This window comes from Ilumatobacter sp. (assembly GCF_965215205.1).
Taxonomy (GTDB): domain Bacteria; phylum Actinomycetota; class Acidimicrobiia; order Acidimicrobiales; family Ilumatobacteraceae; genus Ilumatobacter_A.
Genome location: NZ_OZ244049.1, coordinates 2,715,604 through 2,740,858, shown reverse-complemented (window position 1 = coordinate 2,740,858; position 25,255 = coordinate 2,715,604). Strand labels below are relative to the sequence as shown.

Below are 25,255 nucleotides of genomic sequence, written 5' to 3'. Positions count from 1 at the left end.
ATGGCCACGTCGATCGCGACCGCTGCGCTCGACGAGATGTTCTCGCGGCCCGACGAGCACGGGGTGTCGCTCGCCTTCGTGGCCCGGCGCGGCGGCGAGGTCGTCGAGCAGCGCTACGCGACGGCTCCCGCCGGCGCGCCCGGCGGCCGGTCCGACGTGACCGCCGAGACGACGCTCGTCTCGTGGAGCATGGCCAAGTCGATCACCCACGCCCTCGTCGGGATCCTCGTGGGCGACGGTCTGATCGAGGTGGCGGCCCCGGCCCCGGTCCCGGAGTGGGCGGGGACGCCGAAGGAGGCCATCACGCTCCAGCACCTGCTCGAGATGCGCTCGGGGTTGCGCTTCGTGGAGGACTACGTCGACGGCGATGCGTCGCACTGCATCGAGATGCTCTTCGGCGGCACCGACCCGAGCTTCGGTCACTACGCCGCGATGCTCGATCTCGAGCACCCGCCGGGCGAGCGGTTCAGCTACTCCTCGGGCACGACCAACATCGTCTGCCGGATCGTCGGCGACGTGCTCAGCGGCGGATCGACCGACCCCGACGAGCGGCGCGCCGCCGTCGACGACGTCCTGCGCCGACGGCTGTTCGGCCCGGTCGGGATGTCGAGCGCCACCGCGAAGTACGACGACGCCGGCGACTTCGTCGGGTCGTCGTTCGTCTACGCGACCGCCGACGACTTCGCGCGCTTCGGCGAGCTCTACCTCCACGACGGCGTGACCCTCGCCGGGCGCGGCGAGCGGATCCTGCCGGAGGGATGGGCCGAGCACGGACGGACCCCCACCGCGCACGACGACGACTCCGGCTTCGACCACGGCCGTCACTTCTGGAGCTGGCCCGGGTTCCCCGGCTCGTTCGCGTGCCACGGCTACCAGGGCCAGTACACCCTGGTGCTCCCCGATCGCGACCTGGTGGTGGTGCACCTCGGGGTGACCGACATCGCCCACCAGCCGGGACTGCGGACGTTCCTGACGCGGATCGCCGAGGTGCTGTGAGCGCGGGGGACGAGGGTCGGCCGTGAGCGACATCGACGCCGGCGACGACGACGAGACCTACGAGATGGAGCGCGAGGTGCTGCGCACCGGCGAGCTCCCCGCCCTCGCCCGTCCGCTGAGCTCGGCCAGCGGGCTCAAGCCGCGCATCCGACCGGTCCGCTTCGGCATCCGCATCGCCGTGGTGGCCCTGGTGGTGTACTTCGCGATCGGTCTGCTCCCCGAGTTCACCGATGCGGCGGACCGGTTGCGTCGCATCAACCCCTTCCTCATCGCGCTCGGCTTCGGGTTGCAGCTGCTCGCGCTCTTCTTCTACTCGCTGCTCACCCGGGCGGCGCTCGGCGAGGCGGCCCGTCCGCTGTCGACGATGCGCATGTTCCGGATCCAGCTCAGCACGAAGGCGCTGACCAACGTCGTGCCGGGTGGGAACGCGGCGGGATCCGCGCTCGGCTACCGCCTGCTGACGCTGTCGGGGATCAAGGGCCCCGACGCGGGGTTCGCCCTGGCGACCGCGGGGATCGGGTCGGCCGTCGTGCTCAACCTGATCTTCTGGATCGGGCTCGTGGTCTCGATCCCGCGGCGCGGGGTCAACCCGTACTACGGCGGGGCCGCGCTGGTGGGCATCATCGTCATCGGGATCGCGGCCTTCCTGGTGATCGGGATCATGGAGGGCCAGAAGCGCTCCGAGCGCATCGCCCGCTGGATCGCGATCAAGCTGCGCAACGATCCCGACAAGCTCGCGGCCGCGATCAAGCAGATCGGGGTGCGGCTCGAGGACCTGGTGAGCGACCGCCAGCTGCTCAAGCGGGTGGTGATGTTCGCGCTGGTCAACTGGTTGGTCGACGCGGCGTCGCTGTGGGTCTTCCTGCGGGCGTTCGGGGGGAGCCTCGACATCGACGCGCTGATCGTGTCGTTCGGTCTCGCCAACCTGCTCGCCGCGATCCCGATCACCCCGGGTGGCCTCGGCTACGTCGACCTCGCGTACTTCTCGACCCTGGTCGGCTTCGGCCTGTCGGAGTCGAACGCCCGTCTCGGCACCGCCTCCTACCGTCTGGCGCAGTTCTTCTTCCCGATCCTGATCGGGGCCGCCGCCTACGCGAGCCTCCGGCTCGGCCCGTGGAAGATCGAGAAGCGCGACCGCCTCGCGCGCCTGCGCGAGCTGGCACGCACCGAAGCCGCGCGCGGCGAGTCGAAGATCGACTTCGCGCTGCGCTTCGGTCGGCGCGAGCCGACCGTGCCCACACCGGTCGACATCGACGCCGAGCTCGCGGACGCGGTGGCCGACGGCACCCCGATCGACGAGGAGCCCTCGACCCGCAGGAGCTGAGGGCGCCGGGCGGACCCGCGCCCGTGCGGCACCGCCGCCGTCGCGGCGCGACGGTGTTGGCCGCCGTTCGCGCCGATCGGTACCGTCGTCGCGATGACCACACACGAGCGCCCGTTCGGCCGCCACCTCGAGGACTTCACCCCCGGCGACGTGCTGCGGCACTGGCCCGGCAAGACGATCACCGAGTACGACGATCACCTGTTCTGCATGATCACCATGAACCACCACCCGTTGCACACCAACGACTGGTTCGCCGGCGAGTCGGTGCAGGGCCGCAACGTGGTCGTCGGCAACCTCGTGTACTCGCTGGTGCTGGGGATGAGCGTGCCCGACGTCTCCGGCGCCGCGATCGCGAACCTCGAGGTCGAGACCCTGCAGCACAAGTCCCCGACGTTCCACGGCGACACGATCCACGCCGAGACCAGAGTGCTCGAGGTGAAGGAATCGCGCTCCAAGCCCGATCGCGGGATCGTCACCGTCGAGACGAAGGGCTTCAACCAGGACGGCGAGGAGGTCTGCTACTTCAAGCGCAAGGTGCTGATCTGGAAGCGCGACTCGGCCCCCGGGCGGACCCGGCCCTACGACGGGACGGACGTCTGGGCGGACTGACGCGGACCGCGCGGGCGGTGCGCGACGGCGCCGGAGCCCCGAGATCGCTCCGGGTCGGAGCGAGGAGGCGATGATCGATCCCGACGCCGTGCTGGCGTGGGGCGCTCCTCGGATGCGCGACCTGCCGTGGCGCGGTGATCGCGACCCGTGGCGCATCCTGGTCTCCGAGGTGATGCTCCAGCAGACGCGCGCCGAGCGCGTGGTCGAGCGGTGGCACGGTTTCGTGCGCGCCTTCCCGAGCCCGGCCGACTGCGCGGCCGTCCCGCTCGGCGACGTCCTGCGGCTCTGGCAGGGGCTCGGCTACCCGCGTCGCGCCCGCGACCTGCACACCACCGCCGGCATCGTCGGCGCCGAGCACGGCGGGAGCCTCCCCGACGACCTGGGCGCGCTCCTGGCGCTCCCGGGGATCGGGCCGTACACGGCCCGGGCGGTGCTCGCCTTCGCCTTCGAGCGTGACGTGGGCGTCGTCGACACCAACATCGCCCGCATCCTGGCGCGCACGTCGGGGGAGCGGTTGACGCCGAAGCACGCCCAGGCGCAGGCGGACGCGCTCGTGCCTCCGGGGCGGGGGTGGATCTGGAACCAGGTCGTGATGGACCTCGGCGCCCTGCTGTGCCGGCCGCGACCGAGGTGCGGTGACTGCCCGCTCGCCACCCGGTGCGCGTGGAACGTCGCCGGTCACCCCGATCCGGATCCCGCATCCGGCTCCGCGGGGGTGAGCACGACCCAGGCGCGCTTCGCGGGGAGCGACCGCCAGCGACGCGGAGAGGTGATGCGGGCGCTCGCCGACCGCCCACGCGACGCCGACGAGTTCGACGGGCGCATCGTGGACGGACTCGTGCGCGACGGGCTCGTGACGGCCGACGGGCGGATGATCCGGCTCCCGTGACGACGGCGGCGACGTCGGCCGTCGGTCGGGGCACGGATTGCGAGCGCGTCCCGTCGCTGGCCTAGCGTCGGCGTCGATGCGCCCAGCACGCGACTTCTTCCGCCCGCTCGCCGTCGGAGCCCCAGATCCGGTGCGCGAGATCCCCTTCCCGCCGAGTCGGATGATCCACTTCTTCCCGCCCTCGAACGAGAAGATGCGCTCGAAGGTGCCCGACATCGCACCGACCGTCGACATCCTGCTCGCCAACCTCGAGGACGGCGTCCCGGCCGACGACAAGGAGGCGGCACGCTCGGGGATGGTCGAGGTGGCGAGCTCGGTCGACTTCGGCGCCACCCAGTTCTGGACGCGGGTGAACAGCCTCGACTCCCCGTGGGGCCTCGACGACCTCCACGCCGCCGTGCTCGAGTGCGGGGACGCCCTCGACGTGGTGATGATCCCCAAGGTCGAGGGACCCGAAGACATCCACTACGTCGACCGCCTGCTCGCCCAGCTCGAGGCGAAGGCCGGCTTGGCCGACCCGCTCCTCGTCCACGCGATCCTCGAGACCGCCCGGGGGATGGCCAACGTCGAGGAGATCTGCGCCGCCTCGCCCCGCATGCAGGGGCTGTCGCTCGGCCCCGCCGACCTGGCCGCGAACCGCCGGATGAAGACGACGCGCGTCGGAGGCGGTCACCCGGGGTACCTGGTGCGCGAGGATCCGCCGTCCGGCGACGACGGTGCCTCCGACATCGCGGCCGACCGCGCGGTCCACCAGCAGGACCTCTGGCACTACACGATCGCCCGCATGGTCGACGCCTGCGTGATGAACGGGATCCTCCCGTTCTACGGCCCGTTCGGCGACATCCGCGACACCGTCGCCTGCGAGGACCAGTTCCGCAACGCCTACCTGCTCGGCTGCGTCGGGGCGTGGAGCCTGCACCCGGTGCAGATCGACGTCGCGAAGAAGGTGTTCAGCCCCGACCCCGCCGAGGTCGCCCACGCGCAGCGGGTGATCGACGAGATGGGCGACGGGACGGGGGCGCTGATGATCGACGGCAAGATGGAGGACGACGCCTCGGTCAAGCAGTGCCACGTGGTCGTCGCCCTCGCCCGCCAGCTGGCCGAGCGCGATCCCGACCTGGCCGAGGCCTACGGCTTCTGACCACCCGTCGCGATGGAGGTGGGGGTCAGACCCCGTCTGCGAGACCCCATCTGCGATCGTGACGACCCGAGTGACGAGAGGGACCGACCGAATGACCGACACGAACCCCACCACCGACGACCTGCGACCGCGCCGCTCCGTGCTGTACATGCCGGCCGCCAACGAGCGCGCTCTCGACAAGGCGAAGACGATCCCCGCCGACGCGGTGATCTTCGACCTGGAGGACGCCGTCGCACCCGATGCCAAGGTGGACGCCCGCTCGCGGGCCGTCGCCGCCGTGCGCTCCGGCGAGTACGGCGCTCGCGAGCTCACGATCCGCTGCAACGGGCTCGACACGGGCTGGGGGAGCGACGACATCGCGGCGGCCGGAGCCGCGTCCCCCTCCGCGGTGGTGATCCCGAAGGTCGACTCGGTGACCCAGCTCGCCGAGGTCTCCTCGATCCTCGACGCTGCCGGAGCCCCGGCGGAGGTGGGGATCTGGGCGATGATCGAGACCCCGCGCGCCGTGCTCGACGTGCGCTCGATCGCTTCGCACCCGCGGGTCTCGGTGCTGGTGATGGGGACCAACGACCTGGCCAAGGAGCTGCGTGCGCCGCTGGTCGCGGACCGTCACCCGTTGGTGCCGCACCTCGCGACGGCGCTGCTCGCCGCGCGCGAGGCGGGGATCGCGATCCTCGACGGGGTCTACAACGACGTGCGCGACGCCGAGGGCTTCGCCGCCGAGTGCCGGCAGGGGATGGAGATGGGCTTCGACGGCAAGACGCTGATCCACCCCTCCCAGGTGGGCCCGGCCAACGAGACGTGGGCCCCGTCGCCCGACGACGTCGAGCACGCCCGCCGCGTCATCGCGGCGTTCGACGAGGCCGTGGCCGACGGGCGGGGCGTCGTCACCGTCGACGGCCGGATGATCGAGAACCTCCACGTCGACAACGCACGTCGGACCCTGGCGGTGTCCTCCGCGATCGAGGCGCTCGCCGCCGACGCCGAGTCGTCACCGAACTGAACCGCCCCGCGGCGGTGTCACGAGGCGCCGCTGCCGCTCAGGACGACGCCGACGGTACGGACGCAGATCTTGATGTCGTGGAACAGCGACCAGTTGTCGACGTAGTAGAGGTCCATCCGCTTGTACTGCTCGAACGTGCTGTCCGAGCGCCCGGAGACCTGCCACATCCCCGTCAGTCCCGGAAGGACGCGCAGGCGGTCGCGGACCTCCTCGTCCCACTGCTCGACCTCGTCGGGCAGGGCCGGGCGAGGTCCGACCATGCTCATCGAACCCACGATGACGTTGAGGAGCTGGGGAAGCTCGTCGATCGAGAGCTTGCGGAGCAGGCGACCGACGGAGGTGACCCGGGGGTCGCGCTCCATCTTGAACAGCGGTCCGTCCGCCTCGTTCTCGGCGGCGAGCTCCGCCTTGCGTTCCTCGGCATCGACGACCATCGTGCGGAACTTGACGATCTGGAACAGCTCTCCGTCCTTGCCGACGCGCACCTGGCGGAAGAAGACCGCGCCCGGGGAGGTCAGCTTGATCGCCGCAGCGGCCACGAGCTGGACCGGCAGCGTGACGACCAGGATCCCGGCGGCGAGGGACACGTCGAACACGCGCTTCGCGATCGCCCGCCACCCGTGGCGGATGGTCGGCTCGACGTAGATCATCGTCCGCCCATCGAGGGACTGGGGACGAAGCCGGGTGACGTCGATGTCGCGCAGGCTCGACGACAGCGCGACGTGGTAGCCGTCGTCGGTGAGGCGGCGGGTCAGCAGGTTCACGTCGTCGGAAGGGACCGATGCGAGCGACACCACCACGCCGACCGCCTCGTGGTCCTCCAGCAGCGTCCGCAGCTCGCTGATCGGCCCCAGGACCGAGACCCCCGAGCGGGGGCCGATGTCGTCGTCGCCGGCGAACCCGACCACCTTGTACCCGAGCGCTGGGTTGCGGTCGTAGGCGTGCATGAGACCGATGGCGTGGGCGTCGGTCCCCACGATCACGATCCGACGCATCAGCTGGCCGCCCTGGCGCATGCGACGGAACATCGATCGGGCGATCCGCCGTTCGACGAGCACGGAGAGCGTCACGCAGACGGCCATCGACGCCACGAAGAGTCGGGAGAGCTCGTTGTACTGGACCGCGAGAGCGAGGAGCAGGAGGAAACCCATCCCCATGCCGACGGCCTTCGCCACGTTGCGCGCCTCCTCCAGCGGGCGCTCGTTCGCGCGGCCCTGGTAGAGGTGGTTGAAGCCTGCTCCGAGGGCGAACGCCGGCAGGGTGAGCACGACGATGCCGATGTGGCGCTCGACGATGTCGCGCGGGACCGGCCGGAACGTGAGCTGGATCGCGACGGCGACCAGGACGCCGACGGTGAAGGCGGCCGCGTCGGCGAGGATGAGGTTTCGACGCAGGACGTTCGCACGACTGCGGGCGGTCGAAGGCCGTGCCCGGCTCGCGACGGGTCGTCCTCGGCCGGCCGGAGCCTTCACCGCACCCTGCGATCCCTGCTCGGAGGTGGCGGCACCGCCGCTCTCGGGGGTGGCGTCACCGTCTCGCTCCAGTTCGCCGTCGTCGTCCCGTACCTGGCCGCTTCGAGTCGGGACGGTCGATGACCGTCCGGTCCGCCGGTTGTCCGTGTCCATCGTTCCTCCGTCGTTGCCGACGGATCGGCCTCGCGCTCGCCGATCCGCATCGCCCGTCGTGAAGTTCGCACCTCGCACGACGTCTGGATCGCGGTTGTATCAGACTTCGGCACGGACCGGACCGAAGTTCGATGCGATTCACCTCATCGTCATCCAACGTGAACGCGACAACCACGCAGCGTAGCCATTAAGCGACACAGCGTTCAGGTCACCGCAGACAGCGGCGAACTGGAAGACGAAGCCCTCTGCGCCGAGCGCCGCAGACGTGCGACGATGCGAGGGGCAGGAGCGGATCACGCCGAGCGGACGATCAGTTCGTCAGCTTCTGCACCAGCTCGTCGAAGACCACGTCCGCGTAGGTCCGCATCTCGTCGTCGGTGCGGTCCTGGATCGGGTGCGGGGTGAACACGCGCGCCACCGAGGGGAACCCCAGCGAGATCGACTGCTTGTCGGCGGCGTCGACGAACTGGTCGGAGGCGACGAACACCGACGGGATGCCGCGGATCTCGAGGTCGTTGATGTCGTGCACACTGCACGACGTGCAACTGCCTCAATCGGCCAGGGCTTCGATGACCACCTGGCACTCGGTCGCGATCCGGTGGCGCAGGTCGACCGGGGCCGGCTTGGTGAACGTCGGCTTGGCGTAGCGCTTGACCGTCGCCCCCTCGTCGCCGAGGCGCTGCGCGATCCGGTCGAGGAACACGTCGCCACGCGGCTTGGAGATGTCGAGCAGGCCGACGGTCAGCCCCACGAGCGAATCAGGTCGGGCGAGCCGCTCCCGTTCGACGACGCGTCGTTCGCTGGTCGGGTCGAGGAGCGTGGTCATGAGCTCAACCTAGTACCGGACCGCGCGGGTGGTCGGCTCGGACCCCGTCGCGCCGTTCGCCCACCCGGCGATGATCTGGGAGAACAAGCCGGCCCCGCCACCGGCGTGGGCCAGCAACAGCCCGCCCGGGCGGAACTTGGGGAGCGATTCGGCGTCGGCGAACCTCTCGGGCACGCCCTCGGCGATCCCGTGCGCGCCGCGCACCAGATCCGACCCGGGGCGGGCGAGGTGGCTCGAGATCTCCTCGACGATGCGCTCACGACCCCACCCGGCCTCGGCGTAGACCCGAGCGTGCTCGGGGCCCACCACGAGGATCGCGTCGAAGGCCATGATCAGCTTCGGGTGCTGCACCGACAGCAACCGCGTGGCCATCGAGCGCGCGAGCGAGTCGGGTTCGCGTGAGAGCTGGTCGACGAAGCCCTGCGGGGACTCGCCGGCGAACACCGTCAGCGCGTCGGTGCCGGGTTCGATGCCGTGCTCGCCGGCGAGGGTGCCGTAGGGCGAGGTGTCGTCGGCCTCGGCGAAGCAGAACGAGATCTTCCCCGGGCTGCCGTGGGTGGAGCGGTCGATCTCGCCGGGGCGGCCGCCGCCGAAGTTGCGCACGCAGAGCTGGAGCGCCCGCCCGATCGTCAGGTTGGCGCGGTTGCCCTGGCCGAGCGCGTTGCCCCCCGAGTTCATCCCGATCGCGCGGGTCCCCGGTCCGCTGCACACCACGACGGGTCCGACCGGCATCGTCGTGCACAGCACGCCGTGCATGTTGAACTCGTCGTTGCAGGCCGCCTCCACGGCGGTGAGCACCCACGGCAGGTACTCCGGCCGGCACCCCGCCATCACCGCGGACACCGCGACCTTCTCGACCGTCACCTCGTCCAGGTCGGGCGGCACCGAGGCGACCACCTCACCGGGATCGCGCGACGTCCCCTCCAGCATCGCGAGCACCCGCTCCTCGGTGGGCGGCACGACGGGGAGGCCGTCGGTCCACCCGCGGGTGAACGTCATCTCCATCACGTCCTCCGCCGCGGCGACCTCGACCCGTCGCGACCTCAGCGTGGACGCACCGAACCGTGCGCGCAGCTCGTCGACGAGGTCGGGGTCGACGGAGAGGGAGCCGCAACCCGGCCGCACGGCCGGGAGGTCCGCACCGAGGTCGTCGACACCCGACACCGACTCCCACGACTCGCGCGACCAGCCGACGGTCCGTCCCACCTCGGAACCGTCGGCGACGCGGATCAGGGTGGGGACGGTCTCGATCCCGTGGTGCCAGCTCACCGCCAGGTCGGTGTCGGCGACGGCTCGCGGCTCGCCGGGGAACCCGGGGTCGTCCTGGGTGTACACGGTGAGCGTCGCCCGGGCGTCGAGCTGGGCGAGGACGGGGACGATCATCCGGCACGTCTCGCAGTCGCGCTTGACGACCACGGCGAGGCCGTCGGCGAGCTCGGGCCGCGAAGCGGTGTCGGCGGTGTCGGCGGCGTCGGAGGTCCCCGTGCCGCGGGTGGTGGTGTCGGTCATGTCGGCTCCGTCGGGTCGAGGTCCGCGGCGACCGTAGCGGTCCCTCCGACGGCGCCTGCCAGCGGGTGCGCGCCTCCCGGCTCGCCGCCCGCGTCGCGGCGCGCCACGCCGACGAGGCGAGGCGGCGGTGGGACGGGGTCGGCGGGGGGACGACGCAGTTCACACCGCACCGCTTTGAGTCGGTGCCGTCCGCGCGGCCTACGATCTGGTGATCGTGGGTTCAACAGGGTGCCCCGCTGCGAGCGACAGCATGGCGTTGTCGTTTCATGGCGTCCGTGGTTCGACGCCGTGCCACGGGCGCGAGGTCGTGCGCTACGGCGGCAACACGTCGTGCCTGTCGCTCGACATCCCCGGATCCGATCCGATCCTGTTCGACCTCGGGACCGGGCTCCGGTACTTCGGGATGCAGCAGTCGTGCGCGACGCCCTTCCGAGGCACGTGCCTGCTGAGCCACCTCCACTGGGACCACATCCAGGGGCTCCCGTTCTTCACCCCGCTGCTGTGCGACGGAGCGCAGGTCACCGTCCACGCTCCCTCCCAGGACGACGGCCGCAGCGTCGCCGACGTCTTCGCCGACACGATCACCCCGCCGCTGTTCCCCGTCGACCTGGCTCAGCTGCCGGGCCGCGTGGACTTCCACGAGGTCGCCGACGACGACTTCGAGATCGACGGCGGAGCGGCCGGGCCGATCCGGGTGATGTCTCGGCTGATCCCGCACATCGGGCCGACGGTGGGCTACCGGGTGGAGTGGAACGGTCGCAGCGTGGCCTACCTCTCCGACCACCAGATGCCCTGCGACACCTCGTCGCCGATCTCGTCGGGCGCCCTCGAGCTGTGCCGTGGCGCCGACCTGGTCGTGCACGACGCGCAGTTCACGCGGACCGAGTTCGCCCGCAAGGCCGACTGGGGCCACTGCACGGTGGAGTTCGCGGTGCGCGTGGCCGCCGAGGCCGGTGCGCGCCGCCTGGCGCTGTTCCACCACGACCCCAGCCACGACGACGACGCGCTCGACCGCATCTGCCACGACGCGGCGCGGGTCGGCGAGCGTCGCGGCGTGGAGGTGTTCGGCGCCGCCGAGGGACGCACGGTCTCCGTCGGGGCCTGACGCCTCGCCGTGGACCTCGCGGCCGCCGTCGCCTCCTGGATCGTCGGAGCGGCGCTCGTCGTCGCCGGCGCGTCGAAGCTGACCGCCGGAGCGCGCTGGGCGGATCAGGCGCGCGGCCTCGGCGCCCCGGGCTGGGCTGCGCCGTTCGTCCCCTGGGTCGAGCTGGTGCTCGGCGCGATGCTCGTGTCGGGCCTCGCCCGGAGCGCCGCGGCGGTGGCGGCCCTGCTGCTGCTCGCGGCGTTCACCCTCCTGCTCGCCCGACTGCTGCGTCGCGGCGAGCACCCGCCGTGCGCCTGCTTCGGTGCGTGGTCCGTCGCCCCGGTCGGTTCGCGCCACCTCGTGCGCAACGCGGCGCTGATGGCGTTGAGCGCGCTCGCGGCCCTCTGATCGCGCACGCGCTCGCGCGGCGATCGTGGTCGGGACGCGCTCAGGTGGTCGCGAGGAGGAACGCCAGGGTCCGTGCCTCGTCGCGCCAGGCGTCGTAGCGACCGGACGGCCCGCCGTGCCCGGCACCCATCTCGGTCCGCATCAGCAGGGGGCGGTCGCCGGTCGACACCTCGCGCAGGCGAGCGACCCACTTCGCGGGCTCGTGGACGCTGACGCGCGGGTCGTGCAGACCCGAGGTGACGTACAGCGCCGGGTAGTCGGCGCCCACCGTGTTGTCGTAGGGGGAGTAGGCGAGCATCGCGCTCGCGTGGGGCTCGCTGCGGGGGTCGCCCCACTCCTCCCACTCGGTGATCGTGAGCGGCAGGGTCGGATCGCTCATCGTGTTGACGATGTCGACGAAGGGGACCTCGGCGACCGCGGACGCGAACAGGTCGGGGCGCTGGGTCGTGCACGCGCCGACCAGCAGTCCGCCGGCGGACCCGCCGCGCAGCGCGAGGCGGCCCGGGGCCACGACGTTCGTCGCGAGCAGGTGCTCCGCCGAGGCGATCACGTCGTCGAACGTGTTCTGCTTGCGCTCCAGCTTGCCGTCGAGGTACCACCGCCGTCCGAGCTCGCCGCCGCCGCGCGGGTGGGCGAGCGCCCACACCACCCCCCGGTCGAGGAGGCTGAGCCGAGCCACGGAGAACCACGGCGGCACCGACGCCTCGTACGCGCCGTACGCGTAGAGGCATCCCGGCGCGCTGGCGTCGAGGGGGGTGTCGACGTGGCGGACCAGGTCGATCGGCACGGCCGTGCCGTCGGCGGAGCGCGCCCAGGTGCGACTCGCCACGTAGGCGTCGAGGTCGACGCCCGGGGTGGGGACGCGCCGCAGGAGTCGTCGGGTGCCGTCGGCGACGTCCTCGTCGTAGAGGGTCGCCGGGGTCGTCATCGACTGCGTCGAGAAGCGCACGGTCGAGGCCTCCCAGTCGGGGTTCGCCCCGAGGTGGACGTCGTGCGGTTCGACGCCGAGGTCGATGACCCGCTCCGACGCGTCGCGCGAGACGATCCGCAGGCGAGGTCGGGCGTCGTCCCACTCGGACACCACGAGGTGGTCGGCGAACGGATCGACGCCGACGATGCGGCACCCGGCTCGGTGGGCGACCAGCTCGTCCCACTCCGAGGGGTCCGACCAGTCGGCGTGCGGGTGGCCGTCGGGGCGAGAGGTCACCACCCGGAAGTCCTCCGCTCCGCCCGGCTCGGTCGACCGGTTGGTGACGGCGACCAGGCGATCGCCCCAGTCGTCCACCTGGTACTCGACGTCGTCGGCGCGCGGCCACACGACGCGCGGGTCGCCGAGCGGGTCGTCCGACGCCAGCAGCCGCACCTCCGAGCTCGTCTTGGACGCGCTGTGGATCACGATCCACGCGTCCGAGCGCGTCTCGCCGATCTCCACGAAGAAGCGCTCGTCGTGCTCGGTGAGGACGAGCTCGTCGAGGTCGGCGGAGGTCCCGACGCGGTGTCGCCACACCTGGTGGGGCCGCTCCTGGTCGTCGGGCCGCACGTAGAACAGGTGCGACCCCTGCGCCGACCACGCCGTGCCGGCGTGGGCCACCCCCTCGATCCGCTCGTCGAGGTCACGTCCGCCGTCGGACCCGTCGTCGAAGCGGCGGATGCGCAGCTCGTGGCGCTCGTCGCCCGTGGTGTCGATCGACCACGCGTACATCCGATGGTCGTGGGACGCGTCGAGGGCGCCCAGCTCGAAGTGCTCGTCGGCGCCGGCACGTCTCGCCTCGGCGTTCTCGTCGAGCACGACCTGCGCCTTCGCCTCGTGCGCGCTCGGGCCCCGGTGGTGGACGGGGTGGTCGAGGCCCTCGACGGTCGAGGTGACGTACCACCACGGACCGTCGCGCACCGGGATCGAGTCGTCGGTCTCCTGGACGCGGGAGCGGATCTCGTCGAACACCGCTTCGACGGTGCCGGCGTGGGCCGCGAACCACCCCTCCGCCCACGCGTTCTCCGCCTCGAGCAGCTCGATCAGCTGGGCGTCGCCGACGTCGCGCATCCACGCGAAGTGGTCCTCCACGTCACCGGTCGGCCGACGCCACACGTGGGGGCGGCGGGGAGCGACCGGCGGCGCGGCGCGCTCGGGCCCGGGTCGGGTTCGATCGTCGTGCACGGTCGAGCCAATGTACGTCACCGGCGGTACCGTCACACCACGTCATGCGCGTGTGGATCGACCAGGACCTGTGCACCGGGGACGGGATCTGCATCGACCACTGCGACGACGTCTTCGTGCAGCTCGAGGACGGCATCGCCTACGTCGCGGAGGGCGGTCGGCCGCTGAACGACCCGGGAGGGTCCGGGAGCCTCGCGCAGGTCCCGCACCGCCACGTCGACAGCGTGATCCACGCAGCCGAGATGTGCCCCGGCGAGTGCATCTTCATCGAGGTCGACATCGCCCCCGCCGCGATCGATCCCGACGCGTCGTCGGGCGACCGCTCCGCCGCCTGACGGCCGGGCCGCCGAGCCCGAACGGTCTTCCCTCGTCGTGGGGGACGCACCGAGATCGTCGGTCGGAGTGCCCGAAGCGCCGCCTCGTCGGCCGACGGGTCTCGTAGATTCGGTGCTCATGGCAGCCCCACCATCATCGTCGCCGGGTTTCTCTCGACGAGACGTGCTGGCCGCGGCGGCCGGAGCGTTCGTCGCATCGGCCTGCGCTGGACCGCGGCTCGGCGCGCAGCTCGCGCCCGTCGACGCCGATCCGCAGGTGGCGCCGACCGATCGCGCGGATCCCGCCCCACCGAGCACCACAACCCTGGCTTCGCCGTCGGAGGTGTCCACCGGCGAGTTCGACGCACCGCTCACCTCGTCGTCGGAGACCGACAGTTGGCTCTTCTTGGGAGACTCGATCACCGTGCTCAGCCTCGCGCCCGGCGGGGAGGACCTCCGGCACCGGGTCCGGGCGATCGATCCGAGCCGATCGCTGCGGATCGTGAACCGTGCGATCGGTGGCACGAACACCGGCGACGCGCTCGCCTCGATCGACCGGCTGACCGCCGGCGCGAACTGCTCGTTCGTGGTGCTCGGCTACGGCACCAACGACTACCCCCCCGCCTTCGGGATGCGCTCGCTCGTCGAAGCGGTGATCGAACGCGGCCTCACGCCCGTTGTGCCGCTCATCCCGTGGTCACCCGTCGACGGCGGTCACGCCCGGGACATCAACGACCAGATCCGCGAGGTCCATCGACGGCACCGCGGCGTGCTGCGCGGCCCCGACCTCGATGCCGGGTTCCGCGACCGGTACGACCTCTTCCCGCCCGCCGACGTGCACCCCACCGAGGAGGGTCGAGGGCTCTGGCGTCGTCTCTGGGCCGAGACCATCGTGGGCATCGACCCGGACGGACCGGTGCCGTATGGTGTGACGGGACCGATCCAGGACGTGGCCCCCGTCGTTCGGTTGCACTCGCCTCGCCGTCTGTCGCTGCGCTCCTGAGGCCGTCGCCCGTCGTGGCTCAGGCGATCCCGGCGGGAGCGCGTCGAGCGGATCGCGTGAAGCGGCTCCTCAACCGCAGGCCCGGCCGCTCGACGAGCTTCTGCAGGACGACGGAGACGAGCAGGGCCAGCACGAAGGAGGCGATCGCCGTGGGGATGGTCCCCATGTGCTTGGTCAGCTCGAGGATGATCACGAAGTGCACTAGGTAGAACGCGTACGAGAGCCGTCCGAACCAAGCCACCGTCGGGTGGTTGAGGATCCTCCCGACACCTCCCGCGGGACGCGTCACGGCGTGGTAGAGGAACGGGACGACCGCGAGCGACTGGATCGAGTAACGCACCGTCTCGCGGAACGCCTCGGTGCGGATCGCGAACGAGGCGAGCAGCCCGATCGTCGCGATCCCGAGCGCCAGCTTGACCCAGCGGGACGGCACCTCGGGGTCGAGGACCGGGTTCGCGGACAAGGCCAGTGCGCACCCGATGATGATCGAATCAATTCGGGTGTCCGTCGAGTAGTAGATCCTCGACACGCTCGCATCGAGGCCGACGACGAGGACGATCCGCCAGGCGAGCACGGTCCCGCACGCCGCGAGGAGGATGGCCGCCTGTCGTCGGTAGCTGAGCGCGACGCGGGCGAACGTCACGAACAGAATTGGGAAGATCAGGTAGAAGTGCTCCTCGACCGCCAGCGACCAGTAGACGCCCGTCCCGCCCATGAAGGGCTCCGCCGGCCGGACGATTGCCCAGTAGTTGGCGATGTGCCCGAACTGGGCCAGCGTCGCTCCGACCGGGACGTCGCCTCGTCCGAGGCCGACGTACGCGGTGGCGACCGTCACGCACAGCAGGACGACGTAGAACAGCGGCAGGATGCGGAACACCCGACGGAGGTAGAACCCGCCGATCGACACGCGGCCGGTCCCCTCGATCTCGCGCCGCATCAGGGTCGTGATCAGGTAGCCCGAGAGCACGAAGAACACCGTGACCCCGAACCCCCCCGGGATCAGCTCACCGGCGCCGGCATGTCCGACGAACACGATCAGGATGCTGATGGCACGCAGGCCATCGAGGGAGGGGATGTGCTTGGGCACGTCGTTGGTCATCTGATCACCCGTCATACCTCGTCCGCTCGACCGACCCGGCCGACCACTCTAGACCGGGCGTCGCGTACGCTCGCGCGGGTCCCTCGGCGCGTCGGCGTCCCCGATGCCGTCGCAGCGGCTTCGTGCGCTGCGGACCCGCAGACCGAGGTGCGGACTCCCCACCCGATTAGTAAGGTGAAGCTCGTGCAAATCCCCCCGACGCACACCGTCCGCAGGACACAGGAGTGACCCCATGACCACGTTCGATCTCGATCTCAGCAAGTACGACCTCGGTTGGAGCGATGAGGGCGTCGAGTACGCCTTCACCCCCGAGAAGGGGATCAATCCCGGCGTGGTCGAGCAGATCTCGTGGTGGAAGGGCGAGCCCGAATGGATGGCCAAGCTGCGGCTGCGCTCGCTGCGCCTGTTCGACAAGAAGCCGATGGCCGAGTGGTTCGCCGTGAACATGCCCGACATCGACTTCCAGGACATCTACTACTACCTGCGCCCCAAGGGCGAGCAGGTCTCCGAGTGGGACGAGCTCCCCGAGGAGATGATGCGCACCTACGAGAAGCTCGGCATCCCCGAAGCCGAGCGCCAGTACCTGGCCGGCGTCACCGCGCAGTACGAGTCCGAGGTCGTGTACCACAAGAACCGCGAGGACCTGGAGGCCCAGGGGATCCTGTTCTGCGACATGGACACGGCGCTGCGCGAGTACCCGCACCTGGTCAAGGAGTACTTCGGCACGGTCATCCCGCCCGGGGACAACAAGTTCGCCGCGCTGAACACCAGCGTGTGGTCCGGCGGCTCGTTCATCTACGTCCCCCCGGGCGTCGAGGTCGAGATGCCGCTGCAGGCCTACTTCCGGATCAACTCCGAGTCCGCCGGCCAGTTCGAGCGGACCCTGATCATCGCCGACGAGGGCTCCAAGGTCCACTACATCGAGGGCTGCTCGGCTCCGGTGTACACGAAGGACTCGCTGCACTCGGCCGTCGTCGAGATCGTCGTGAAGGAGGACGCCCGCGTCACCTACACCACGATCCAGAACTGGTCGCCGAACGTCTACAACCTGGTCACCAAGCGCGCCCGCGTCGAGGCGCGCGGCCACATGGAGTGGATCGACGGCAACATCGGCTCGAAGCTGACGATGAAGTACCCGGCGGTCTACCTGGTGGGCGAGGGGGCGACCGGCGAGGTCCTGTCGGTCGCCTACGCCGGTGAGTCCCAGCACCAGGACGCCGGTGCCAAGATGGTCCACGCCGCGCCGAACACGACGTCGAAGATCGTCTCGAAGTCGATCAGCAAGGACGGGGGCACGACCACCTACCGCGGCCTCGTCCGCGTCGACGAGGGAGCGACCGGGGCCAAGAGCCACGTCGAGTGCGACGCGCTGATCCTCGACGAGGATTCGGTCTCGAAGACGTTGCCGTACATGGAGATCGGTGAGCGCGACGCGCAGATCGGCCACGAGGCGACCGTGTCGAAGATCGCGGACGACCAGCTCTTCTACCTCCAGTCGCGCGGTCTCACCGAGGAGCAGGCGATGGGGATGATCGTCAACGGGTTCATCGAGCCGATCACCAAGACGCTGCCGATGGAGTACGCCGTCGAGTGGTCGCGACTGATCGAGCTGCAGATGGAGGGCTCGGTCGGCTGATCGGCGCTCCGAGCCGCTGCAGGCTCGCTAGTGGCTGCCGGCGTCTTCGCCGCTTTCGGCGGCGGTCGCCGATCGTCGTCGACGTGCCGGTCGGAGATCGGACGTCGTGAGCCGCCAGTAGAGTGCTGCCGCGACACGTCGCGCCGGCGACGCCGATGTGGACCCCAGCTTGATCTCGAGCAGCGCTCGAGCCATCCACTTCGGTGACAGGGTGTAGAGGATGCGCGAAACGACCGTGGGACGGGTTGAGAATCTTGCGTCGACGGCGGCCGCGTCGTTCCACGCTGCCCGCCGTGACGGGGCGCTCAACCGGGCGCGTCCGAGAGCCAGGTCGACGTACATCCCGTCCATCTGACCGAGGGCGCGCTCATCGACTTGCACGCGGTGCTCGTTGGCCCGCTGGACGACGAGCCGACGTTCGTCCTCAGCCAGCGCGAGACGTCGGTCCAGCAACCGGACCATGGAATCGCTCGACCGTCCCACCCCGCGTCTGCTCTCCGAGGCGTCGTGCACGCGGTAGGTCCCCAGTGCTCGATCGGTCGCTGCGACGGCGCCGAGGAACGGAACGGAGCGGACGAGCAGCGAATCGGCCGCGTTGCGGAACTCGACCGGGATGGGACCCAGCTGCTCGAAGGCGGATCGTCGGATGGACAGGCCGCTCGAGAGCGCGAACGTCGTGACGGTGCCCGCCCCGAGTCGCTCGGCGAGGTGACCGCTCGGGAGGCGCGTTTCCGGGCAGATGCCACGATCGCCCCCGCTCCCGTCGTCGATGCGCAGCGGGTGCCACGCCATGACGACCTCGGGATCGTCGAACGCCGCAGCGACCCATTCGAGACGATCCGCCGACATCGTGTCGTCGGAGTCGAGCAGGACCACCACGTCGCTGCGCGACCGATGGGCACCGTGGAACACGGCGTCGGATTGCCCGGAGTTCGAGCGGCGAACGAGCTCGACCTCGTCGAACGCGACGACGACCTCGGCCGAGTCGTCGGTCGACCCGTCGTCGATCACCATGATCTCGTCGGCGGGACGGGTCGACCTGAGGACGCTCTCGATGGCATCGCCGATGAAGCATGCGTAGTTGAAGTTCGGGATGACCACGCAGAGCGAGATGGGTTCGGTGTCGGTTCGATCTGCCATGCGGTCGTCAGTGGTGCTTGATCCGCACCCCGGCCGCTCCGAGGACGAGCCCGAGGCCCTCGGCGCAGCGTGCCAGCGCGAAGCGCAGCTGCGGGGGACGGCCGCGGAGGAGGCGGGTGAGTGACCGCACGAGTCCGCGAGCGATGTCCATGCCGCCGCGGGCGAACGAACGTGGGCGCGTCGTATCGCCGAGCGTCTCCTCGGTGACGTGGCGGGTGTTGCCGGTCCAGAGAGCGGCGCGCAACTGGTGGTGGAACGTCGCCCGTGAGGCCGGCTCGTGGCCGACGACGACTGCGTCTGCGACGAAGCGCACGTCCAGGCCGTGGCGCACCGCGCTGCGGTAGAAGACCATGTCCTCGCCGCCGACGACGCCGAGGCGCTCGTCGAAGCGCACATCGTCGTGTTCACGGAGCCACCCGGCGTCGAGGAACGAGTTGTTCGTCGCGCCCGTCGGAACCATCTGATCGTCCTCGAAGTGCCAGGTCCCGTGGGTGAGGAACGGTTCGTCGGTGAGCCATGACGGAGCACCGTCGGGGGCCGCGAGGTGGCAGGTCGAGGTGAAGGCCGACGCCCCGGTGCGCGACACGGCGTCCAGGTAGGCGGAGAGCCACCGCTCGGTCGGCACGCAGTCGTCGTCGGTCATGGCGATCCAGTCGGCACCGAGCGCGAGCGCCTCCTCGATCGCTGCGTTGCGCACGAGCGAGATGTTGCCCTCGCCCAACTGGCGGTAACGAATCCCACCGTCGAAGGAGGTCGCGAAGGAGTCGACGACCTCTCGGGCCCTCCCGTCGGGGTTGTCGTCGACGACGACAACCCCGACCACGCAGCGCTCGCTCGCCTGATGGGCGCAGACGAGGAGGGCGTTGAGGAGGCGACGGAGGGGCTCGTTGCGGCGGTGGGTGCCGACGCAGCAGACGACGAGCGGACGGGCGGGCCCGTTCGGTGGTGAGCTCTCACCGGCACCGGACGACTGCACGGATCCCGACCCTACCGCTCGCCTTCCGGCGGCGGTGAAGGCGGCCAGACGGGGCGCTGGGTCAGGGCGCTCTTCGGACGATCCGCTCACGGGCGAGACGGGGCCGTCATGGTCGATGGACCGACGCGCTCACCGATGTCGGACAACCGGGTTCCGTCGCCCAGCTCGCCCCCCTCGCAGTTCAGCAGGTCGTTGATGCAGAGCTCGGTCCAGCGCCGCTGGATCTCGGGATCCCACGCGCCGAACCAGTCGGAGTGGAAGCTCGCGCCGTTCTCGAACTCGGGTCCGCCCGGTGAGCGGTCGGACGCGAGGTGCCAACCGGAGGAATCACCGTCGTGGCTGAACCAGATGCCGACGGTGAGCTGAGGCAACGCCGTCGGGTGAGTCGAGGGGCACGAGAGCTGGCCCGAGGCCTCGTCGCGGACGGGCTCGGCGACGTGGCTTCGATGGTCGGGGGAGTCGAGCTCGATTCCGTTCCAGCAGGTCGGGAACGGGAGCACGACACCGACGTGCTCGTCGGGACCGCAGTCCGGGATGGTGTCGGACTTCTCTTGGTCGAGCTCGCAGTACCAGTCGTGGGGGCTCTCGGCCAGAGGCGCGTCGAGTCGCTGCCCGGCGATCATGCGCAACCCGGCCGGGAGCGCGACGACATCGGTCAGCTCTCCGTCGACCCCGTGACCTGGTCCCTTGTAGTACACGGAGATGAAGTCCGGGACCCGGACGTCGCCGTCCTGGTCGATGACGGCGGGTGCCCAGTAGGCGGACCGGTTGAGCGACCCGCCCTGGCAGGTGCTCTCGCCTGAGGTGCGGAGCCGGTCGTAGTCGCTCGAGGCGTCGGCGGCCGTGTTGCCGAAGAACATGTGCAGGTGCGATCGACCCGCCTCGCCCGGGTGGACGATCGGGTCATCGTAGGCGAGGTGCGAGAACTGGCAGATCAACCGGAAGTTGCCGCTGGGCTCGGTTGCCGACGACGCCGGTAGCGACTCGGTCTCGACGAGGAACTCCTCGACGTCGAAGTCGCTCTCGATGAAGGCGACCGACTCGGGATCGGTGACGGGGCGCACGTTCGATGTCGCTGGTCGATCGGTCGCCGATCCGTGGTCCGTGCGCTCCGTCGCCGCCGGTGCACTCGCTTCACCGACCGGGAGCAAGCCGTTCGCACTCGCGTGACCATCTGCGTCGATCGAGTTCGGCACGGGTGCCTCAGCGCTCCGCTCGAGCGGGTCCGTGCCGAGCAGTGCGACCAGTGCGATCGAGACGGCGGCGAACGCCGTCACCAGGACGAAGCCTCGGAGGAGACGCGAGCGCCCGGGCTCGTCGGGGGTGTGGCCCTCGTGCGCCTCGCCGCCGTCGAGGGCGGCCCACGCTCGGGTGCCGTCGGTCTGGTCGATTTGCGACGAACGGTCAGGACGCCGGCGCACGATCATCTTCTGGCCGAACCGTGCGACGTGCACGCTCGACCGCCGCCGAGGTGTTCCAGTACAGGGCGGACCAGATCCGCAGACCGCCTCGCAGATCCGAAGCGCCGCCGCGCACGATGTGGTGCCGGGCGACGAGCTGACGCGGAGCACCGACGTAGATCGCACGCCTGGCGAGCAGGCGGGCGCGATGCCATGCGCCGCATCCGCGTGCATCGATCTCGGCGGACCGGCGCCACGCCTCGCTTCGCGTCTCGGCCCGCAGGCGCTCGACGGCGACAGCCATGTCGACGTACGGCGTGTCGCGGCTCCGGAGCATCGAGGTGGACAGGCGGTGCCCGGAAGCGACGGCTCGACACGAGAGCAACTCGTGCTCGCGGCGAGCGGCCACGAGGCGCTGCTCCAACTTGAGGGCCACGTCGGCGATGTCAGGCGATTCGTGTCGGCGGCTCGCCGAACCCGAGTGCGATCGGTAGCGACCCAGCGGCTCGGTGGTCGATGCGACCTCGCCGTGGAACGGCACCGCACGGACGAGGAAGCCCTCGGCGGCGTCCCGGAAGTTCCCTTCGGGGATGGGGCCGACATCGAGCGCAGTCTCTCGGCGGACGGCGATGCCGCTCGTCACAGCGAACGACGAGAAGCGGCCATCGAGGATGCGCGGCACCAGGTCACCGCCCGGCAGCGGGGTGGCCGGGCAGGTCCCGTGCTCCGCTCCGCGATCGTCGAAGATCGTGAGGGGATGCCACGCCATGACCACGCCGGGACCACGAAAGCTGGCACGGATCCAACCAAGGCGCCCGGGGCCCATCAGGTCATCGGCGTCGAGGAACGCGACCACGTCGGACGTCGCCTGAGCGACGCCTCGGTTGAGTGCGCTCGCCATCCCGCCGTTCGACTTGCGGACGAGCGTCACGGCGTCGCCGAACCTCTCGACGACGGCGGCGGAGCCGTCGGTCGAGCCGTCGTCGACGACGATCACCTCGTCGGCGGGCGAGCAGCTCGCCATGACGCTGGCGATCGCGTCACCGATGTAGCGCTCGTAGTTGTAGCAGGGGATCACGACCGACACGGTCGGTGCGTCGTGATACGTGCGCCTGTTCATCGTTGGGTCCGCCCATCCGCCCGATATCGGTTCTGACGGGTTGCGACGTTACCAGCGTTCGAGCTGGCGGAGGTCGCGGGTCGCCGCCTGCCGACGTCGAACGTCGCGCTGCGCGGTCGTGGTTGTCGTCGTGCGCTGCCCGTGAGGTCTCGTTTTCGGGCACACTGGCGGCGTGTCGTCTCTGGCCATCTACTTCTACGCCGGCGATTTCGTCGATGCGTGGGGCAACTACGTGCGGGGACTCCCGCAGGCCTACGCGAGCCACGACCAGCTGATGGCGATGGTCGAGCGCCTCGCCGATGGGGGGACCGATGTCAGCGTCGTGAGCTTCATCACCGAGGCGCCCCGTCGTGAGGTCGTGCGACCGGGTGTCGAGATCGTGCACCTGGGCGCCGACGACTACTCGACGCGACGACTGCTGCGCCGATCGGTGCGCGAAGCGTCGAGTGACCTGGTCGTGGCCCACTTCCCGAACGAGGAGCTGCTGCGCGCAGCCGTCCGATCGAACGCCCGGGTGCTCGCCGTCCTGGCGACGAGCTACAACGAACGGTCGCTGCGAGCACGCATCCGGCGGCTCCCGCTCCTGCGCCTGCTGAACGACGAGCGCGTGGAGTTCGTCGCCAACCACTGCGAGCCGTCGACGCAGCAGCTGAGGGAGCTGGGCGTGCACGCGGACAAGTTGATCCCGTGGAACGTCGGGATCTCCACCGACCCGTCGCAGTTCCCGCCACGGGAGCTGGCTGACGCGTCCGAGCGCGGCCTGTTCTACGCAGGCGCGGTCACCCGTGACAAGGGCGTGCCCGACCTCATCGAGGCGGTCGGCGTGCTGCGTGACCGCGGGCACCGGGTCCGGCTCCGAGTCGCCGGAGGCGGTGAGACCGACCTGATGCAACGGATCATCACCGACCGGGGGTTGGAATCCGAGGTCGACCTGATCGGCCCGATCTCGAACGAGCGGGTCGTGTCCGAGATGCGTTCGGCCGACCTCGTGGTCGTCCCCAGTCGCCACGTCTTCCCCGAAGGTCTCCCGTTCACGTTGTTCGAAGCGCTCGCCGCCCGCACGCCGGTCGTCTGCAGTGACCACCCGGTGTTCGAGTACTTCGTCGACGGCTGCTCCGCGAGCACGTTCCGCGAGCGCGACGTTGACGGCTTGGCAGACGCGATCGAACGGCCGCTCACCGACGGCGAGCTGTACCACCGCCTCTCGGTGGCGGCGACCGCCACTTGGGAGCGCCTCGGCCGCACGGTCGATCTCCCGACCTTGATCGAGCGCTGGGTCGCGGACGACCCGGGATCGCCGTGGCTCCGCAAGCGGACCCTCGCCGCGCTCGGGTGAGCGAGTCCGCGACGGCCGAGCCGCCACGTTACGTGACGGTCTCGGCGGAGCCGCTTGCCGGCTGACCGGCGGCATCGTCCTCGCGATCCGCTCGGGCCTGGAAGCGCATCAGGAGGATCCACCCGCCGATCAAAGTCGCCGCCTCGGAGAGGTAGGTCCCGACGACGGCGCCGCGCCACTCGATCCACGGGATCAGCACGAGGTAGCTGGCGAGTGCGAACACCGCCCCTGAGATGCCGAGCCACATCCGCGCGGCGTTGCGACCGAGACCGATCAGCCCGATGGCCGGGATGTCGGCCAGCGCTCGCAGCAACGGAAACCCGCTCAACCACACGACCATCTCGAGTGCGAGGTCGAACTCCTCACCGATGATCAGCCGCACCACCGGGCGCGCGAGGACCACCACGGCGCCCGCGACCAGGCAGTAGGCGGCGACCGGGATCGACATCCGGCGGGCCCGGTCGACGTGGACGCCGCGCCGACTCGTCTCGGGCAGCACCCACCGGGTCGCGACGACGTTCAGGGCGCTCAGCGGCAGCAGGACCAGATCGACCAGCCGGTACGCGGCCGCGTACTCGCCGAGCTCGGCGCGCGGGCGCAGCGACGCGAGGACGAGTCGCTCGCCCTGGTCCTGGGTGGTGTTGGCCGAGATCGAGGCGACGTACACCCCGGTGAGGCGAGCGAGCTCGCGTCCCGTGGTGTCCTCCCGGGGGTCCGGGTCGGAGGCGCCGTCGTGCGCCTCGACCGCGCCGTCGGGCGTCGTCGGGCGTGCGGGGTCGCTCGACGCTCGGGCGGAGCCGGCTTCGCGCGCGGCAGCCAGCTCGCGACGCACGGCGAGAGTCGAGGCGACGAGCATGACGACGGTCGCGAGCGAGTTGACGATGACCAGGTTGACGATGGTCACGGACCCGGTCACGGCGAGCGCCACGGTGCCCGCCGCACGCAGCACGGGGAGCACGAGACGGATCGCGGTGGCCCTGGACACCCCACGCACGGCGAAGATGACCGCCAGGTTCACCTCGGCGAGCCCGGCCAGGATGAGGTCGCTGCCGAACACGATCACCGCGGCGAGCGCGATCTGCGGGCCGAAGAGCACGATGCTCGCGAGAGACCCGATGACGGCGAAGGGTGCGGCGAGGACCATCACCTGGATGCGCCCGCGATGGTGGACCGACAGCGTCGTACGGCGGCGCTGGAGGACGAGCTGCACGATGGCCGCGCTCCCCGATGCGTAGACGAACGAGATCGCGAAGCCCGCGATGACGTACAGCGTGGTGTACTCGCCGTAGCCGCTCGGCTCGAGCGCCTGGGTCGTGATCGGGAAGATCACCGCCATCGAGACGATGGAGACGAGCTGGAACCCGACCGCAGCGCTGAGTTCGCGCAGCTTGGCCGCGAACTTCTCCAGCGGCGCCAGCGGCCTCGGCCATCGACTCGGCGAGCGGGGCGGGGCGGGCCGGGGAACCTGGTCGTCGTCCACGTCGCTCCTGTCATGGTGGCGCGGTGCCCCGACGCCGAAGCGATCCCTCCGTCGAGACCGCGGGCACGGACGATAGCCGCGCCGGTAGCATCGACGCGGTCGTCCGGCGTCTGCGCCCGTGGGTGTGGAGAGGTTCGTCGGCGCCGAGACGACGACACACCGGAGTCGAGAGCTGGAGGCGG

General features: G+C 70.6%; 22 protein-coding genes. 12 read left to right on the top strand and 10 right to left on the bottom strand.

The window, feature by feature from the left end; all coding sequences use genetic code 11:
* From ACOOHC_RS12835 to ACOOHC_RS12810, 6 genes are all read left to right on the top strand, one after another.
* The gene (locus tag ACOOHC_RS12835; RefSeq protein WP_420450802.1) at positions 1-996 is read left to right on the top strand and encodes a serine hydrolase domain-containing protein; all 996 of its coding nucleotides are present in this window, start codon (positions 1-3) and stop codon (positions 994-996) included.
* A 22-nt stretch (positions 997-1,018) separates the two neighbouring features.
* Positions 1,019-2,320, top strand: coding sequence for a lysylphosphatidylglycerol synthase transmembrane domain-containing protein (locus ACOOHC_RS12830; protein ID WP_420450801.1), 1,302 nt, complete (start codon positions 1,019-1,021; stop codon positions 2,318-2,320).
* A gap of 93 nt (positions 2,321-2,413) precedes the next feature.
* A complete protein-coding gene (locus tag ACOOHC_RS12825) occupies positions 2,414-2,929 on the top strand; it encodes a MaoC family dehydratase (RefSeq protein WP_420450800.1) in 516 nt (171 codons plus the stop codon).
* 70 nt (positions 2,930-2,999) lie between these two features.
* Complete coding sequence (locus ACOOHC_RS12820; RefSeq protein WP_420450799.1) at positions 3,000-3,818, top strand: A/G-specific adenine glycosylase; 819 nt, start codon at positions 3,000-3,002, stop codon at positions 3,816-3,818.
* A gap of 76 nt (positions 3,819-3,894) precedes the next feature.
* Positions 3,895-4,959 (top strand): HpcH/HpaI aldolase/citrate lyase family protein, encoded by a 1,065-nt coding sequence (locus ACOOHC_RS12815; RefSeq protein WP_420450798.1) that lies wholly within the window; start codon positions 3,895-3,897, stop codon positions 4,957-4,959.
* Between the two features lie 91 nt (positions 4,960-5,050).
* Positions 5,051-5,962, top strand: coding sequence for an HpcH/HpaI aldolase/citrate lyase family protein (locus ACOOHC_RS12810; RefSeq protein ID WP_420450797.1), 912 nt, complete (start codon positions 5,051-5,053; stop codon positions 5,960-5,962).
* A 17-nt stretch (positions 5,963-5,979) separates the two neighbouring features.
* Here the strand turns inward: ACOOHC_RS12810 and ACOOHC_RS12805 are convergent, their stop codons facing one another.
* The 3 genes from ACOOHC_RS12805 to ACOOHC_RS12795 form a co-directional block, all read right to left on the bottom strand.
* Positions 5,980-7,587 carry a sugar transferase gene (locus ACOOHC_RS12805; RefSeq protein ID WP_420450796.1) on the bottom strand — a complete coding sequence of 536 codons (1,608 nt, stop codon included), beginning with the start codon at positions 7,585-7,587 and terminating at the stop codon, positions 5,980-5,982.
* Between the two features lie 310 nt (positions 7,588-7,897).
* On the bottom strand, positions 7,898-8,413 hold the full coding sequence (locus ACOOHC_RS12800; protein WP_420450795.1) for a UGSC family (seleno)protein: 516 nt from the start codon (positions 8,411-8,413) through the stop codon (positions 7,898-7,900).
* 9 nt (positions 8,414-8,422) lie between these two features.
* Positions 8,423-9,922: a thioredoxin family protein gene (locus tag ACOOHC_RS12795; protein ID WP_420450794.1), complete on the bottom strand. Its 1,500-nt coding sequence runs from the start codon at positions 9,920-9,922 to the stop codon at positions 8,423-8,425.
* 214 nt (positions 9,923-10,136) lie between these two features.
* Here ACOOHC_RS12795 and ACOOHC_RS12790 point away from each other — a divergent pair, with 214 nt between their 5' ends.
* Together ACOOHC_RS12790 and ACOOHC_RS12785 are read left to right on the top strand one after the other, a co-directional pair.
* A complete protein-coding gene (locus ACOOHC_RS12790; protein ID WP_420450793.1) occupies positions 10,137-11,027 on the top strand; it encodes an MBL fold metallo-hydrolase in 891 nt (296 codons plus the stop codon).
* 9 nt (positions 11,028-11,036) lie between these two features.
* Complete coding sequence (locus tag ACOOHC_RS12785; protein ID WP_420450792.1) at positions 11,037-11,414, top strand: MauE/DoxX family redox-associated membrane protein; 378 nt, start codon at positions 11,037-11,039, stop codon at positions 11,412-11,414.
* Positions 11,415-11,454: 40 nt separating this feature from the next.
* Here the strand turns inward: ACOOHC_RS12785 and ACOOHC_RS12780 are convergent, their stop codons facing one another.
* Entirely contained in the window at positions 11,455-13,569 is a 2,115-nt protein-coding gene (locus tag ACOOHC_RS12780) for a S9 family peptidase (protein WP_420450791.1), read from the bottom strand.
* Between the two features lie 44 nt (positions 13,570-13,613).
* Here ACOOHC_RS12780 and ACOOHC_RS12775 point away from each other — a divergent pair, with 44 nt between their 5' ends.
* Together ACOOHC_RS12775 and ACOOHC_RS12770 are read left to right on the top strand one after the other, a co-directional pair.
* On the top strand, positions 13,614-13,904 hold the full coding sequence (locus ACOOHC_RS12775; protein WP_420450790.1) for a ferredoxin: 291 nt from the start codon (positions 13,614-13,616) through the stop codon (positions 13,902-13,904).
* Positions 13,905-13,971: 67 nt separating this feature from the next.
* Complete coding sequence (locus tag ACOOHC_RS12770) at positions 13,972-14,886, top strand: SGNH/GDSL hydrolase family protein (RefSeq protein WP_420450789.1); 915 nt, start codon at positions 13,972-13,974, stop codon at positions 14,884-14,886.
* A 19-nt stretch (positions 14,887-14,905) separates the two neighbouring features.
* Here the strand turns inward: ACOOHC_RS12770 and ACOOHC_RS12765 are convergent, their stop codons facing one another.
* A complete protein-coding gene (locus ACOOHC_RS12765) occupies positions 14,906-15,985 on the bottom strand; it encodes an acyltransferase family protein (RefSeq protein WP_420450788.1) in 1,080 nt (359 codons plus the stop codon).
* 232 nt (positions 15,986-16,217) lie between these two features.
* Here ACOOHC_RS12765 and sufB point away from each other — a divergent pair, with 232 nt between their 5' ends.
* Positions 16,218-17,621 (top strand): Fe-S cluster assembly protein SufB, encoded by a 1,404-nt coding sequence (sufB, locus tag ACOOHC_RS12760; protein ID WP_420450787.1) that lies wholly within the window; start codon positions 16,218-16,220, stop codon positions 17,619-17,621.
* A gap of 27 nt (positions 17,622-17,648) precedes the next feature.
* Here sufB and ACOOHC_RS12755 read toward each other — a convergent pair whose 3' ends face one another.
* From ACOOHC_RS12755 to ACOOHC_RS12740, 4 genes are all read right to left on the bottom strand, one after another.
* A complete protein-coding gene (locus ACOOHC_RS12755; protein ID WP_420450786.1) occupies positions 17,649-18,761 on the bottom strand; it encodes a glycosyltransferase family 2 protein in 1,113 nt (370 codons plus the stop codon).
* Positions 18,762-18,768: 7 nt separating this feature from the next.
* Complete coding sequence (locus ACOOHC_RS12750) at positions 18,769-19,737, bottom strand: glycosyltransferase family 2 protein (RefSeq protein WP_420450785.1); 969 nt, start codon at positions 19,735-19,737, stop codon at positions 18,769-18,771.
* 86 nt (positions 19,738-19,823) lie between these two features.
* Positions 19,824-21,191, bottom strand: a complete 1,368-nt coding sequence (locus tag ACOOHC_RS12745; protein ID WP_420450784.1) for a DUF1996 domain-containing protein — start codon at positions 21,189-21,191, stop codon at positions 19,824-19,826.
* Positions 21,142-22,257 carry a glycosyltransferase family 2 protein gene (locus ACOOHC_RS12740; protein ID WP_420450783.1) on the bottom strand — a complete coding sequence of 372 codons (1,116 nt, stop codon included), beginning with the start codon at positions 22,255-22,257 and terminating at the stop codon, positions 21,142-21,144. Before ACOOHC_RS12740 ends, ACOOHC_RS12745 begins: the two co-directional genes overlap by 50 nt.
* 172 nt (positions 22,258-22,429) lie before the next feature.
* Here ACOOHC_RS12740 and ACOOHC_RS12735 point away from each other — a divergent pair, with 172 nt between their 5' ends.
* On the top strand, positions 22,430-23,593 hold the full coding sequence (locus tag ACOOHC_RS12735; RefSeq protein ID WP_420450782.1) for a glycosyltransferase family 4 protein: 1,164 nt from the start codon (positions 22,430-22,432) through the stop codon (positions 23,591-23,593).
* Between the two features lie 28 nt (positions 23,594-23,621).
* Here ACOOHC_RS12735 and ACOOHC_RS12730 read toward each other — a convergent pair whose 3' ends face one another.
* Positions 23,622-25,073: a lipopolysaccharide biosynthesis protein gene (locus ACOOHC_RS12730; protein WP_420450781.1), complete on the bottom strand. Its 1,452-nt coding sequence runs from the start codon at positions 25,071-25,073 to the stop codon at positions 23,622-23,624.
* Positions 25,074-25,255 lie beyond the last annotated feature (182 nt).

What these genes read in the sequence shown, in the direction of transcription:
- ACOOHC_RS12805 (WP_420450796.1), bottom strand. Translation starts at nt 7,587, where the DNA reads ATGGACACGGACAACCGGCGGACCGGACGGTCATCGACCGTCCCGACT.
- ACOOHC_RS12815 (WP_420450798.1), top strand. Translation starts at nt 3,895, where the DNA reads ATGCGCCCAGCACGCGACTTCTTCCGCCCGCTCGCCGTCGGAGCCCCA.
- ACOOHC_RS12835 (WP_420450802.1), top strand. Translation starts at nt 1, where the DNA reads ATGGCCACGTCGATCGCGACCGCTGCGCTCGACGAGATGTTCTCGCGG.
- ACOOHC_RS12795 (WP_420450794.1), bottom strand. Translation starts at nt 9,922, where the DNA reads ATGACCGACACCACCACCCGCGGCACGGGGACCTCCGACGCCGCCGAC.
- sufB (WP_420450787.1), top strand. Translation starts at nt 16,218, where the DNA reads ATGACCACGTTCGATCTCGATCTCAGCAAGTACGACCTCGGTTGGAGC.
- ACOOHC_RS12740 (WP_420450783.1), bottom strand. Translation starts at nt 22,257, where the DNA reads ATGAACAGGCGCACGTATCACGACGCACCGACCGTGTCGGTCGTGATC.
- ACOOHC_RS12765 (WP_420450788.1), bottom strand. Translation starts at nt 15,985, where the DNA reads ATGACCAACGACGTGCCCAAGCACATCCCCTCCCTCGATGGCCTGCGT.
- ACOOHC_RS12810 (WP_420450797.1), top strand. Translation starts at nt 5,051, where the DNA reads ATGACCGACACGAACCCCACCACCGACGACCTGCGACCGCGCCGCTCC.
- ACOOHC_RS12820 (WP_420450799.1), top strand. Translation starts at nt 3,000, where the DNA reads ATGATCGATCCCGACGCCGTGCTGGCGTGGGGCGCTCCTCGGATGCGC.
- ACOOHC_RS12775 (WP_420450790.1), top strand. Translation starts at nt 13,614, where the DNA reads ATGCGCGTGTGGATCGACCAGGACCTGTGCACCGGGGACGGGATCTGC.
- ACOOHC_RS12755 (WP_420450786.1), bottom strand. Translation starts at nt 18,761, where the DNA reads ATGGCAGATCGAACCGACACCGAACCCATCTCGCTCTGCGTGGTCATC.
- ACOOHC_RS12825 (WP_420450800.1), top strand. Translation starts at nt 2,414, where the DNA reads ATGACCACACACGAGCGCCCGTTCGGCCGCCACCTCGAGGACTTCACC.